Source organism: Acinetobacter terrae (genome assembly GCF_013004375.1).
GTDB classification, from domain to species: Bacteria; Pseudomonadota; Gammaproteobacteria; order Pseudomonadales; family Moraxellaceae; genus Acinetobacter; species Acinetobacter terrae.
The window spans coordinates 186,988-200,203 of the sequence record NZ_JABERI010000005.1 but is presented as its reverse complement, the minus strand read 5'-3'; the positions used below and the strand labels follow the sequence as shown (position 1 = coordinate 200,203).

At 40.6% G+C, this 13,216-nt stretch carries 11 protein-coding genes; 3 read left to right on the top strand and 8 right to left on the bottom strand.

All coding sequences use genetic code 11. The features are described from left to right. Positions 1-265 precede the first annotated feature (265 nt). The gene (locus HLH14_RS03700) at positions 266-2,062 is read left to right on the top strand and encodes a GGDEF domain-containing protein (RefSeq protein WP_171532715.1); all 1,797 of its coding nucleotides are present in this window, start codon (positions 266-268) and stop codon (positions 2,060-2,062) included. Between the two features lie 139 nt (positions 2,063-2,201). Then, positions 2,202-3,359 (top strand): PQQ-dependent sugar dehydrogenase, encoded by a 1,158-nt coding sequence (locus HLH14_RS03695; protein WP_171532714.1) that lies wholly within the window; start codon positions 2,202-2,204, stop codon positions 3,357-3,359. 67 nt (positions 3,360-3,426) lie between these two features. On the opposite strand, the gene HLH14_RS03690 is transcribed toward HLH14_RS03695, so the two are convergent. The 6 genes from HLH14_RS03690 to ribF form a co-directional block, all read right to left on the bottom strand. Then, positions 3,427-4,467 (bottom strand): TauD/TfdA dioxygenase family protein, encoded by a 1,041-nt coding sequence (locus HLH14_RS03690; protein WP_171532713.1) that lies wholly within the window; start codon positions 4,465-4,467, stop codon positions 3,427-3,429. 459 nt (positions 4,468-4,926) lie between these two features. Further along, a complete protein-coding gene (locus HLH14_RS03685; protein WP_086193745.1) occupies positions 4,927-5,469 on the bottom strand; it encodes an NADPH-dependent FMN reductase in 543 nt (180 codons plus the stop codon). Positions 5,470-5,610: 141 nt separating this feature from the next. Further along, on the bottom strand, positions 5,611-6,093 hold the full coding sequence (locus tag HLH14_RS03680) for an FKBP-type peptidyl-prolyl cis-trans isomerase (RefSeq protein WP_086193746.1): 483 nt from the start codon (positions 6,091-6,093) through the stop codon (positions 5,611-5,613). Continuing rightward, the gene (gene lspA / locus HLH14_RS03675; protein WP_086193747.1) at positions 6,086-6,628 is read right to left on the bottom strand and encodes a signal peptidase II; all 543 of its coding nucleotides are present in this window, start codon (positions 6,626-6,628) and stop codon (positions 6,086-6,088) included. The genes HLH14_RS03680 and lspA overlap by 8 nt, the downstream gene beginning before the upstream one ends. Beyond that, positions 6,621-9,467, bottom strand: a complete 2,847-nt coding sequence (gene ileS / locus HLH14_RS03670; RefSeq protein WP_171532712.1) for an isoleucine--tRNA ligase — start codon at positions 9,465-9,467, stop codon at positions 6,621-6,623. The genes lspA and ileS overlap by 8 nt, the downstream gene beginning before the upstream one ends. A gap of 63 nt (positions 9,468-9,530) precedes the next feature. Continuing rightward, positions 9,531-10,532, bottom strand: a complete 1,002-nt coding sequence (gene ribF / locus HLH14_RS03665) for a bifunctional riboflavin kinase/FAD synthetase (RefSeq protein ID WP_171532711.1) — start codon at positions 10,530-10,532, stop codon at positions 9,531-9,533. A 231-nt stretch (positions 10,533-10,763) separates the two neighbouring features. On the opposite strand from ribF, the gene HLH14_RS03660 reads away from it, so the two are divergent. After that, positions 10,764-11,327, top strand: coding sequence for a phosphorylase family protein (locus HLH14_RS03660; protein ID WP_171532710.1), 564 nt, complete (start codon positions 10,764-10,766; stop codon positions 11,325-11,327). A gap of 93 nt (positions 11,328-11,420) precedes the next feature. Here HLH14_RS03660 and HLH14_RS03655 read toward each other — a convergent pair whose 3' ends face one another. Together HLH14_RS03655 and HLH14_RS03650 are read right to left on the bottom strand one after the other, a co-directional pair. Next, positions 11,421-12,035, bottom strand: coding sequence for a TetR/AcrR family transcriptional regulator (locus HLH14_RS03655; RefSeq protein ID WP_067725289.1), 615 nt, complete (start codon positions 12,033-12,035; stop codon positions 11,421-11,423). 366 nt (positions 12,036-12,401) lie between these two features. After that, complete coding sequence (locus HLH14_RS03650) at positions 12,402-13,211, bottom strand: ABC transporter ATP-binding protein (protein WP_171532709.1); 810 nt, start codon at positions 13,209-13,211, stop codon at positions 12,402-12,404. Between the last annotated feature and the right edge of the window lie 5 nt (positions 13,212-13,216).

The window sequence follows — 13,216 nt, the reverse complement described above, 5'->3', positions numbered from 1 at the left end:
AACCTCTTTGCGCTGATGGTAGTGTGGGGTTACCCATGTGAGAGTAAGTCATCGCCAGCTCATTATTCCGAAAAATCCCCCTCCGCTATAAAGCAGAGGGGGATTTTTTTATGCCTGGAATAAATAGAAAAATTAAGGTAAATCTTTAGATTTTGATTAAATTCTCTTTCGAATCAAAGACTAAATTTTAGGCCGATCAAATAAGCTTATTGTTTAAAGGTTAAATGTTATACTTTTCCACTTAATCTCTCCTTATCTTTTCCACATGTTCCGCTTTGTTCTCAGTGCTATTTTCTCTGTATGCTTATTTCTGCCGAGTACAACAGTCTATGCTTCAACACCTTTAAATTTTGATAGACACCATAATGCACGACTGGATGGTGTGTGGAATTATTATCCTAACCAACTGATTATTGGCTCTGAAGAGTCGCCGATTTCTCCATACAAAATTATTAAAACAGTTCAATTACCCGCATCATTTCTCAGTATTTCAGGGCAGAAAGATGGTTTAGCGACCTTTCAGCAACATTTTAAATTACCTGAGTCTGCAGTAGGGCAACAAATCTATTTGTATATCCCATATCAGTATGGGGCCTATCAATTATTTGTAGATGATCGTTTACTCACCAAAGTTGGACAAGTTGGTGTAGAGGGACATCATCAAACAGAAATGGCGCCTAAATTGGTGTCATTTTTTCCAAATAAAACCGATGTAGTAATTACCATTCAGGTCTCAAGTTTTCAGCATATTCGGGGTGGTCTAGAAAACAGTATTTTTATCGGTTTCAATAAACCGATTCTGTACAAATTTTATCGCCAAGTCATTCCCCTTACTATTGTGAGTGGTGTATTGCTGATGATTGGTTGCTTTATGGTGTTGTTTGCGCTGTATCGTATTGCACAGAGGCAGTTTAGTCATATTTGGCTGTTCTTGGGACTGTTTATTTTATGTCTGAGTCTGCGTAGTTTCTTTGCTGTTCCGTTTATTTATACCTTATTTACCAATATTTCTTGGCTTTGGGGAACACGACTTGAATATTTACTGACTGAATTGGTTTGCCTATTCTTTCTGCTCTATATTTTTCTATTGCCTCATCAGCTCATTCACCGTTTCTTATTACAGGTCACCTGTGTAATGATCGGTATCAATATAGTAGTGACTCTGACTCAACAGCCTTTGGTCTTTCAAAGCTTCTTTTTTCAAAGTTTTGCCATTTCATTCCTGATTTTTGCCAATCTTTTATATGCGGTTTATCGGATCTATCGGGATCAAATTCCCTATTCCAAGGCCAATGCCTTTGCCATTGTTTTAGTGTGTCTTACCTTTATACATGATTATTTATTAGGGTTAAAGCTGATCGATTCGGTTGAAATCGCTTTTTATAGTTCATGTGTGTATTTTATGGTGGTCACTTTACAGCTCAGCCGTGATTATGCTGTGCAGAGCTATAAAACTGAATTGTTGAATAAGAAATTGTTGCAGTGGAATAAAACTCTCGATAAAAAAGTCCAGGAGCGTACTCAGGCCATAACGCAACTGAATGAGCAATTGGCACATCAAGTCCGTACCGATGCCTTAACTGGTGCTTATAACCGTTATGCATTAAATATAGAGATACAACAACGCTTTGAGCAGGCGATTCAAGCGGAATCTTCGTTGGGGTTTTATATGATTGATGTCGATTATTTTAAAAAATATAACGATCATTATGGTCATCTTAAAGGTGACGAAATTTTAAAAGCTTTGGTCAGGACGATAGATTCAATTTTGCAGGCATCCGGTTTTTTAGCACGCTATGGTGGAGAAGAATTTGCAATTTTGTTATCTGATTTGAATATGGAACAGACTCAAAAATTTGCAGAAAAATTGTGTCGGGTTATACGTGAACTCCAACTCGAACATATCAACCGGGAAGATGGAAAAGACTTTATTACGATTAGTGTAGGCGTGGCTATTATGGACTCTGTACATATCTATAAAAGTGTAGATTGCTTGATGAAAACAGCGGATCAGCAGCTCTACCAAGCAAAAATTCAACGCGATCAAGCCAGTATTCAGTAAGCCATAGAAAGCCTGATTGGCTTTGATCAATTCATCAAGTGAAATGTCATATCTTTTTACGATTACTTGGTTTTTTATATGTAGTGGTTTGTCTTGTAATGCTAAATTGGTCATGATGTTCATTAAAGAAGAATAAAGTATGAACCAGATTCCCACAGCTGCCATTTTATGTTTAAGTTTAACTTTTTATGGCTTAACGGCTTGTCATGCACAAAATGACATTCCACAGGAACAGCAAAAACAGCAATCCTCCTCAAAAATACAACAAAGTTATCAACTCAGTACGATTGCACAGTTTAATGAACCTTGGGCCATTACCTCTTTAAAAGATGGTCGTTTACTGATTACTGAGCGAAAAGGCAAATTACAATTATTTGATCCCCAAACCAAGCAAAAAGTCGAAGTCAAAGGTGTTCCTAAAGTGGCTTATGGTGGACAAGGTGGCTTGGGAGATATTGCATTACATCCGCAATTTGCACAGAACCGTCAAGTCTATATCAGCTATGCAGCAGCAGGACAGGGTGGCTATGGCGCGGTGGTTGCACGTGGCGAATTGGATTTATCCAATCCTCAACAGCCGCAACTTAAAAATTTAAGGACGATTTGGCAACAAGTGCCTAAAGTACAAGGTCAGGGGCATTATGGACATCGGCTGTTATTTGGCCCAGATGGCAAGCTCTGGATCAGTTCAGGAGAACGTCAAAAGTTTGATCCTGCGCAAGATATGCTATCGAATTTAGGCAAAATCTTACGTTTAAATGATGATGGTACACCTGCTTCAGGGAATCCATTTATGAACCGAGGAGAGATTGCCAAACAGGTCTGGACTTTGGGTCATCGCAACCCTCTAGGTATTGCATTTGATGGTAAAGGTCAGCTTTGGGTGGCTGAAATGGGACCTAAAGGTGGCGATGAGCTCAATCTCATCATAAAAGGTGAAAATTACGGTTATCCCATTGTTTCAAATGGGGATCATTATGATGGCAAAGATATCCCTGACCATAATACCCGCCCTGAATTTAAGACCCCTGAGATCAGCTGGACACCCGTGATTTCTCCATCCAGCCTGATATTTTATAAAGGTAATCAATTTCCTGCATGGAAAAATAAGGTCCTGATCGGTGGCTTGTCATCCAAAGCTATTGTGGTAGTTGATCCCGAAATGAAGCCGGTGAAGGAAGTTCAGCGCTTAAATATGAAACAGCGTATCCGTGGTTTGCTGGAAGCTCCAGACGGTGCAATTTGGGTCATTGAAGATGGTAAAAACGCCCGATTACTCAAAATGACTGCGAAATAATTTCATCCAAAAGCCCATATTGAAATGTTGGGCTTTTAAATGTATCTGCGTAAATCATCTGATTGAATTACGCGGCATAATGATCATCAGCATTAAATACATTGGCCTGAATTTGAATGAGTTTACGGTTGCCTTGTTCACCATTCATGCGCCAATGGGCAATTTTAATATTATCGACAATGGCAACATCACCTTTCTGCCATTGTAATAATAGGGCATCACGATACATCGCATCAAAAAAGGCTTGTTTCTCTTGATCCGTCCATTCAACTTTATGACCTTGCTGATTGAAAATCTCCCACGTCAACTGCATACCATCAGCAGTGGAATCGATTTGGATATCACCACGATTTTCAAAATAATTTTGTGCAGCCTGATAAGCAAATGGATTGGTATTGTTGGCAAAAGCCCAAGGTTGTAGCGCCAGCTTTTGGGTAACAGGATGCTTAATTACCAGAGGAGCACGTTGCAAGGTAAGTTTGGCTTTCTTGTCAGGCAGTATGCTCACACTAAAAGGACTCTTTTTCAATAAAATCCGATCGATAAAATTAATTTTACGTGATGAGACATAAGAAAAATGGTTCCAAGTGCCTTGGTATTTTTGCTTAACCGATTCAGGAAAATTTTCCCAAATTTTCTCCAGATTATTAAACCCAGTTTCAGCCAAATAAGTTGATGGTTCCTGACAATATAAAGCGATATAGCGTGAGCGTTCAGAACGGACACCCCCTTCCACATGCGGACCTTGTACAGAGTTCTCTACTGGCCCTAATTGAACAGTATTGCGGTCAATATAGCGTCGATAATCGCCCGCGCCTAAAATACTTTCACTGTATTTACGCATCCACGATGCAACCCAACCCGGCATATTTGGATTAAAGGAATTCCACGGCTGTAACTTGAATTTTTGTTCAATGAGTTGATGAAATTCATCTGTTTGCTGGATGTTAAATCCTCGAAAAATCAAGATGCCATGCTGATGGATTTGTTGCATCAGCTGTTCAAGATTGTTCTCAATATATTGGGCTAAATCATGACATGCATTGTTGTCGGGATGAGCCATGAATACTTTGGCGTAATCATTCAGAAAATGATGTTCTAATTGCATAGTTTCTCTCTCAAGTATTTTTATTGTTTTACTTATGATGCTTAGAATAAGCATTAACTTTATTCTAATTGTTCATAAAGATGTTATGGATAATTGTTTTTGCTGGATTTGATTATAAATTTGATATTTCAGCATGATGTAAATTTTGGTCGTTTAATTGAGCTTTTCGACAAGTGGCGGGTTTACTTTAAATCATGATATTAAATGACTATAAGAATTAAATGACTTTGAAAAAAAAAGCCCCGACATCCTGTCGAGGCTTCTTTATATTCACTTTGTAGGTATAACTCCTGTCGTACCTATCAGCATCCTGCTGTTGTCATCACTTATCATTTTAGTTTTAAGCTATGAAGACATCCTGTCTCGCTATGAATTAAATATAGTGTGAAAAGTAATATGTGAAAAGTGGATATATTCGGCAACTCTTGTAAGCTAAAACGTACATTGATATCGAAAATATTAAGCACTCACGTATTGAATCAGTTTATCCAAAACGGATTTTAGATTTTTGTTATCAAATTCATTGGGTTCAAATTCTTCAGTTTTATTGCGTGAGAAGATGTCACGAATTTCAATTACCGCATTGCTATCGACTAAACCAAGTTGCGTTCCGACTTGACGGATTTGATCAATCGAGCGTGAGCCATTGGTTGCGCCATAGCCAATATAAGCAGCAGGTTTGCCTTGCCATTCTTTGCCTAAGTAATCCAAAGCATTTTTAAGTGCAGGGCTGTAGCCATGGTTATATTCAGGGCTAATAAAAATAATGGCATCACCCGAAGCAATTTTGTCTGCCCATTCCTGTTGTTGCGGCTGATCATAAATACCGGTAATCGGTGGATGTGCACCTGAAAAAATAGGCAGATTCCATTCTTTTAAATCCACTAGTTCAGCCTGAACGGTACTGAAATTGGCTCTTTCGATACTTCGTTGTACCCAGCGCGCGACTTTAATCGCAATACGACCTTCACGAATACTACCGACAATAATTTGAATTTTCATATCGAACCTGTATTTTTTTATAAAGTTAGCCAGGGTCTAAATTAATATGAATATTAGGGGCTGAATATTAGGGATTTGTATCTCCATAACCTAAAAAAGCTCCCGAAGGAGCTTTTAAAAAATCATCAGTTAGATGATCTTTTACATCAGTTTAATAGCTTGCTGACCGGCAGGGGTCACTTTAAAGATTTCCACTTCAAAGGTAATGTCTTTGCCTGCAAGCGGGTGATTAAAATCAATTTCGGTGATATCTTCACCCACTGATTTCACTACACCAAATAAGCTTTGTTTAGCTTTATCTTCAAATTCAATCATATGACCGACAATCGGTGTCTGTTCGAATTTAACGGTATCAAATTTTTGTACGTTTTCAGGATTCCAAGGACCGAAAGCATCTTCAGGAGGAAGACTCACGGTACGACGGTCACCGGCACGTAAACCAAAGAGTGCTTTTTCAAACCCCGGTAATAAGCTGCCATCACCCATCACCAAACTAACCGGTTCTTCACGGCTACGGGTGTTATCAATTTCCGCACCATTTTCAATGGCCACCGAAAAATGCAGCTCTACTTTCGAGCCATCATTAATACGGATTTCTTCATTTGGATTAATAATTTCAGTCATTGTGTTGCGCTTCCGCACGTTGAATACGTTGCTTTTCTAGGAAAAATGTATCGATCAGCAGCAAGATAGTACCTACAGTAATGGCACTATCTGCAATATTAAAAGCAGGGAAGTGGCTGTTGTTGTAGTAAACGTGAATGAAATCGACCACATAACCTAAAGAAACGCGGTCAATTAAGTTACCGATCGCACCACCCAAAATCAGGGCAATCGCCATCGGTAAAATCACCATTTTTTTCGGCATACGCATCAGCCAAAATACAAAAATTACAGACACTAAACCTGCCAGTGAAGTAAAGAAATAACGTTGCCATCCACCGGCATCAGACAAGAAACTAAAGGCTGCGCCATAGTTATGTAGCAATGTCCAATTTAAAAAGGGCAGTACCGGCACAGGATCTGCATAATTCAGCTGTGTCGTTGCAATCCATTTGGTCCATTGGTCGAGAATAATCGCGACAATGGATAAACCCACCCACACTAGATTGTGTGGGTAGAATTGGAATAAGCCCTTTTTAGTTTGCGGATTAGGCATATTTTCTCTCTTCGCCTTGACCTGTAGGAAGGTTAATAATACAACGAGAACAAAGACCTGGATGTTCATGATGTGTATTCACATCAGGCAGCACATGCCAGCAACGGGCACATTTTTCGCCCTCTGCAGCCGATACTTTTACGCGTAAGCCTTCAAGATCTGTTGCTTCACCTTGTGCTTCATCAAATATATTTACAATCACAGTTGATGTGATCAGAACGAAACGAAGTTCATCACTTAACTGATCAAGCACCACTTTCAATTCAGCATTTGCCCAAAGTTCAACTTTGGCAGACAAGTTTGAACCAATCAGTTTGGCATTACGTGCTACTTCAATTTGCTTGTTCACCGCAGATTTAACCGCAATCATGGTTTGCCAATCAGCTTCTGAAACCAGGTTGGCTTTCGATGCAACAGGAATGTCATACCATTCAGTGGTGAACACGTATTTCTCAGTTTGACCCGGAATTAAAGGCCAAGCTTCTTGAGCGGTAAAGGTCAAGATCGGTGCCATCCAGCGGACAAAAGCTTGTACCAAATGATACAGCGCAGTTTGTGCAGAATGACGTGCTTGAGAGTCTGCTTTGGTGGTGTACTGACGGTCTTTAATGATGTCGAGGTAGAAACCACCCAAGTCATTAATACAGAAGTTGGTCAACGAGCTTGCCACGATATGGAAGTTCATATCTTCATAGGCTTGCTGAATGGTTTTTTGTACGTCCGCTGCACGCTGCAGGATGTATTGATCAAGCGCGATCAATTGATCGACTGGCAATGCATCTGTAGCCGGTTGGAAACCATTCAGATTCGCCAACAAGAAACGTAAGGTGTTACGAATACGACGATAACCATCTGATGCACGGCTAAAGATTTCTTTACCGGCGGTCATTTCATAACGGTAGTCTGAAGATGCAATCCAGAAACGCAAACCGTCTGCACCCATATCTTTAATGATGTCTTGCGGTGTGATCACGTTACCGATTGATTTCGACATCTTACGGCCTTTTTCATCGACCACGAAACCGTGAGTCAACAAGCCTTTGTAAGGTGCACGGTTGTTAATCGCGATAGAGGTTAACAATGAAGACTGGAACCAGCCACGGTGTTGATCTGAACCTTCAAGGTACAAATCAGCAGGATCGGTCAATTCTTCACGTTGACGTAGTACCGCATAATGCGTTGTACCCGAATCAAACCATACGTCTAGGGTATCGCGTACCGCATTGTAATGTTCAGCATCGGCACCGATAAAGTCTTTCGCTTCACGGTTATACCAACCATCAATACCTTCCTGTTCGATCAGTTTCGCAACTTCTTCGATCAGTTCAGGGGTACGTGGATGCAATTCGTTGGTGTCTTTATGCACGAAGAACGGGATTGGCACACCCCAAGTACGTTGACGCGAGATACACCAGTCCGGACGACCTTCAATCATCGATTCGATACGGTTTTTACCCCAATCCGGGACAAAACTGATGTCATTTTCAATCGCGTTTAAAGCACCTTGACGTAAACCTTTTTCATCCATGCTGATAAACCACTGTGGGGTCGCACGGAAGATAATCGGGGTTTTATGACGCCAGCAATGTGGATAGCTATGCTTGATCACCACATGTGCCCAAAGCTTATTGGCTTCACTTAATGCAGCAATAATTTTGGGATTGGCTTTATAGATGTGCTCGCCTGCAAAAACAGGTGCAGTCGGTAAATACACACCGTTACCGCCGACAGGATTATCGACTTTTAAGTTATATAGTAAGCCAACTTTATAATCGTCTACACCATGGCCCGGTGCTGTATGTACCGCACCTGTACCGCTGGTTGCAATCACATGTTCGCCTAAAATCACAGGAACCTGACGTTCAGTAATTAAAGGATGTTGTAATTGTAGGTTCTCAAGTTTGCTACCGGTAAAATCAGCAATCACTTCAACGGTGGTAAAGCCATAGCGTTCAGTGGCAGATTCAACCAAATCTTTGGCCAAGATAAAGTTTTGCGCTGCTTTTTCATCCCCACGTGCTTTAACAAGTTGATATTCAATGTCAGCATGCAGGGCAACAGCCTGGTTCGCAGGAATGGTCCAAGGCGTCGTTGTCCAGATCACGATGTCGGTTGAGTCTTTAACTTCAACACCTAAACGCGTTGATAAATCTGCTAAATCAACAACAGTGAAACCTACGTCAATCGCATCAGATTTTTTATCTTCATATTCAACTTCAGCTTCTGCCAATGCAGAACCGCAGTCCAAACACCAGTTGACTGGTTTAAGACCCGGCTGGATATGACCTTGTTTCTGAATTTCACCCAATGAACGCACGATATTTGCTTCTTGGGCAAAATTCATGGTCAGGTAAGGATTGTCCCAATCACCAAACACCCCCATACGCACAAAGTCTTTTTTCTGTAATTCGACTTGAGTGTAGGCATATTCACGGCAATGTTTACGGAACGTTGCAGCATCGACTTTAACGCCGACTTTACCGACTTTTTCTTCAACTTTAAGTTCAATCGGCAAACCGTGACAGTCCCAACCCGGAACATACGGTGCATCAAAACCATCCATAATGCGGCTTTTGATGATGATGTCTTTGAGTACTTTATTTACCGCGTGACCCAAATGGATTTGACCATTTGCGTATGGAGGGCCATCGTGAAGCACATATTTTTTCTTGCCAATACGCGATGCACGAATCTGCTGATAAATGTTGTCGGCATACCACTCTTCTAACCATTTTGCTTCACGTACTGCGAGATTTGCTTTCATCGCAAATTCAGTACCTGGGAGGTTTAGCGTGGCTTTATAATCCACTGCATTTTCAGGAGTTTGCTTATCGCTCATGCAAGTTGTCTTCCAATTTAATCAGTCTTAGGCTGACGCGTTTTACAATAAAAAATGTGGGATTTAAAAGGGGAAATTGGGTGTGTTTTGTCGAAACTCAAGCAGTTTCTCAACATCGTCATCAATTCCCGCTTTCAATGCTTCAAGCGAAGGGTAGTCCTTTTCACCATGTAAATAGTTCAAGAACGTCACCCGCATTAACAGGCCATACAGATTAGCAGAAACATCAGGAAAATGTACTTCTAATCGCCATTCAGGATGTTCCTGTTTGATGGCTGGTCGGGTACCGACATGTCCTGCACCAAACAGGGCAGTCGGTTCATAGCCTGCAATCCCTAATTTTTCAGGATTGTCGGCTTTCACTTTGTCTTTTAAAGATCCGGTTTCACATAATACTTCAACGCCGTAAATCCCCTTTAAACAGGGTTTATGACGGTTTAGACGGACGTTAATGGTTGGGAAATTAATGGTACGTCCAATCTGATCGCCATATTGTACCCGGCCGGTGATGCTATACGGACGACCCAATAATTTGGCAGCTAAAGCTAAATCGCCGGCTTGTAAGGTATGACGAATTCGGGTCGAGCTGACGCGGTGTCCATCCAATGCAATGGTATGTAAATTGGTGACTTGAAAACCGTAAGCTCTTAAAAATTCACTATTGCCTTGACGGTTTTTACCGAAATGGAAATCGTCGCCCAGAACCAGATGTTCTGCATTGAGTTTTTGTTTGAGAATATCTGCAAAGCTTTCAGCACTTAAACTACGGAAATGATTATCAAATTTCGCAATCGCGATATAGTCGACACCCAGTTCGGTTAAGTATTCGACTTTTTCACGTAATGAACTAATTCTAGGCGGCGCTTCATAACCTTTAAAAAATTCCAAAGGTTGTGGCTCAAAAATCATTACCAGAGTTTTTAAATTTTGTGCTGCGGCAAGTTGTTTTAATTGTGCAATCATTGCCTGATGACCCAAATGTACACCGTCAAAATTACCAATCGTAGCGGCAGTTTTTGGCAATTGAAAATTTGGCGCTAAAGCATTCAGGCGGAGCAGCTTCATGGGCGAATCAATAAGTGAAAAATTATCAGGGCTATATATTGCCATAATCTTGAGCGTTCGTCTTGTTGTTGTGTTTTCATCCAAAAAAATTATCGGATATCTACCGAAAAATAGCGGTGTAGAAAGATCAAAATACAGATGAATTAGGGACGGATTTTAAAATTTGCACTCTTACTCTAATTCTTTTCTAATGGGTGCAGTTTTGAGTTGGCAAATAAATAAGGTATCGCAATGTCGGATTTGGCTTTAATCATGGCACTTCCCAATGAATCGAAAGGTTTGTTTGAACAAGCGGGGATTCAAGTACATTACAGTGGTATTGGTAAAGTTAATGCTGCCTTTAAAGCCTTTGAAGTGATTCAGAAAACCGGCTGTAAAACCTTACTGAACTTGGGTTCAGCGGGAAGTTCTCAATTTGATGCGCATGCCTTGGTGGAAGTGACGACTTTTGTGCAACGTGATATGGATGTATCGCCACTGGGTTTTGCAGTGGGGGTGACACCTATGGATGATGACCATCCTGCAGAAATTCATTTAGAGTCTTATTTTCAGCATCTGGAAAAAGGTATTTGTGGAACCGGGGACAGCTTTGAAACAGGTACGCCGAAAGTACCCTGTCATTTGGTAGATATGGAAGGCTACGCAATTGCAAAAGTATGTAAGAAGCTGGGCGTACGATTAATTTCAGTGAAATATATTACCGATGGCGCGAATGACACAGCGCATTTGGATTGGGAAGACAATTTATTATTGGGTGCGCAAAAATTATTAAAATTATATCAAACGGTCAAATAATCAGAGTAAGGTTGGAAATTCGGCGACCATAGTGGTCTATGGTCGTATGCCAAAATTATCGTAGACGATAATTTAAGAATTATAATTTAAGAATCATGGGCGCGGAATAACGCCGTATAACATCAGATGGACAGTATGCTGGATGATACGCTGCTGCATACTACGGTTACGCAAGGTCTTGCCTGTCACCATTTCCATTTGGGTCGCAAAATCTGCATAGTTTTGGGTAATCGCCCAAATATTCAGAATTAAAAGCTCGGGATCAATTTCTTTGGCAATTTTACCTTGCTCTTGCCACATGGTAATGACTTTGGCTTTACGCTTCACCAGTTTCTTTAACGGACCTTTTAAAATTGGCAAGATATGCGGCGCACCTTGAATCACTTCCAAAGCAAACAGTCGAGATGCTTTTGGCTGGGTACGCGAAACCTCAATTTTTTGCAATAAATAATTGGTGATCGCTTCTTCAGGCTCAAGCTCTGTTTCTAGCATTTGCAGTGGAGCAAGCCACTTTTGTAATACCGTGGTGAGTACTTCAACGTACAAGGCTTCCTTATTTTCATAATAATAGAAAATATTGGATTTGTGCATTTCAGCAATTTGAGCAATCTCGTCTAAGCTTGCCCCATTAAAACCGTAAAGGGAAAATACATCCAGTGCTGCATTTAGCAGTTGATGTCGTTTTTGAGTACTCTTTTTTTGTTCCATTGGCCATTAAAAAACAATTAAAAGTGGAACCTTAAATTGTACGGCAAATCATCAGATTTGTGCACAGGCAAAAGTTTTAATTTTATGAATATTGACGATTTATTTTTTAGATCAGCTATTAAATTGCCAAGTTTTCGAGCAATGTAAAAAGATGCTTTAAAAGAGTGCATAAAGTAGCGCAATAAAGATCGTTAAATAATTCAATAAGATTGATTTTTTTTTGTATTTTTTTGAACACTTAAGTTAAACATTAGATTGATAAATGAATGATTAAATTAATTTAAGAATAAGATGAGGTTTACACCACATCATCATGAAATGAGCCCAAACCGATTGTCAGAATGTGCTCATTTCAAATGTAAAAAATCATGTCGCCAATACAGCATTGAGAACTTGTTGCTCTAATTCGGTAAAAGCGTAATCTTTTTTACGTGGTCGTGCCAAATCCACTTTAAATTGTTTAGCGATATGCCCTTTATCGAGCAAAATAATTCGATCGGCCAGTTGTACTGCTTCACTGACATCATGGGTCACCAAAATGGCGGTAAAGCCTTGCTCATGCCAGAGTTTTTCAATCAGGCTCTGCATGTCTAAACGAGTTAAAGCATCCAGTGCACCGAGTGGCTCATCTAACAGCAAGATGCGAGGCTTATGTGACAATGCACGTGCAAGCGCAGTACGCTGACGCTGACCACCTGAAAGTTGTGAAGGCCACAATCCGGCTTTCTCTTTCAATCCGACTTTTTCTAACAGGGCAGAGGCATTGCCTTGATGCTCTTTGGCTAAACCCAATTGGACATTTTGTTCAATGCTACGCCACGGCAAAAGTCGCGGGTCCTGGAACATGACACGGATATCATCACTGGTAATGCCTTCGCGAATATGTCGTGCCGATTTAAACTTGATTTCACCATAGCTGGGTTGGTCTAAATCCGCTATCAGACGAAGCAGGGTACTTTTACCACATCCGCTACGCCCAACAATGGCAAGGAATTCACCTGGTTGAATATGCAGGTCTAAATCTTCTAGAACCGTTACATCAGCATAGAATTTATGCAGTTGCTCAATCAGAATTTCTGCACCGACCACCGCCGTTGGATTGATATCTGCAGTTGCAGGCTGTTCTGGTGCAGTCGGATCTTCAGCTACATGTCGCCCTATACTTAAATCAGTCATGACTT

Bases quoted from the DNA above. Each gene is read 5' to 3' on its own strand.
- HLH14_RS03690 (WP_171532713.1), bottom strand. From the start codon at position 4,467: ATGCAATTAGAACATCATTTTCTGAATGATTACGCCAAAGTATTCATG.
- HLH14_RS03685 (WP_086193745.1), bottom strand. From the start codon at position 5,469: ATGAAAATTCAAATTATTGTCGGTAGTATTCGTGAAGGTCGTATTGCG.
- HLH14_RS03680 (WP_086193746.1), bottom strand. From the start codon at position 6,093: ATGACTGAAATTATTAATCCAAATGAAGAAATCCGTATTAATGATGGC.
- ileS (WP_171532712.1), bottom strand. From the start codon at position 9,467: ATGAGCGATAAGCAAACTCCTGAAAATGCAGTGGATTATAAAGCCACG.
- lspA (WP_086193747.1), bottom strand. From the start codon at position 6,628: ATGCCTAATCCGCAAACTAAAAAGGGCTTATTCCAATTCTACCCACAC.
- ribF (WP_171532711.1), bottom strand. From the start codon at position 10,532: ATGAAGCTGCTCCGCCTGAATGCTTTAGCGCCAAATTTTCAATTGCCA.
- HLH14_RS03650 (WP_171532709.1), bottom strand. From the start codon at position 13,211: ATGACTGATTTAAGTATAGGGCGACATGTAGCTGAAGATCCGACTGCA.
- HLH14_RS03695 (WP_171532714.1), top strand. From the start codon at position 2,202: ATGAACCAGATTCCCACAGCTGCCATTTTATGTTTAAGTTTAACTTTT.
- HLH14_RS03660 (WP_171532710.1), top strand. From the start codon at position 10,764: ATGTCGGATTTGGCTTTAATCATGGCACTTCCCAATGAATCGAAAGGT.
- HLH14_RS03655 (WP_067725289.1), bottom strand. From the start codon at position 12,035: ATGGAACAAAAAAAGAGTACTCAAAAACGACATCAACTGCTAAATGCA.
- HLH14_RS03700 (WP_171532715.1), top strand. From the start codon at position 266: ATGTTCCGCTTTGTTCTCAGTGCTATTTTCTCTGTATGCTTATTTCTG.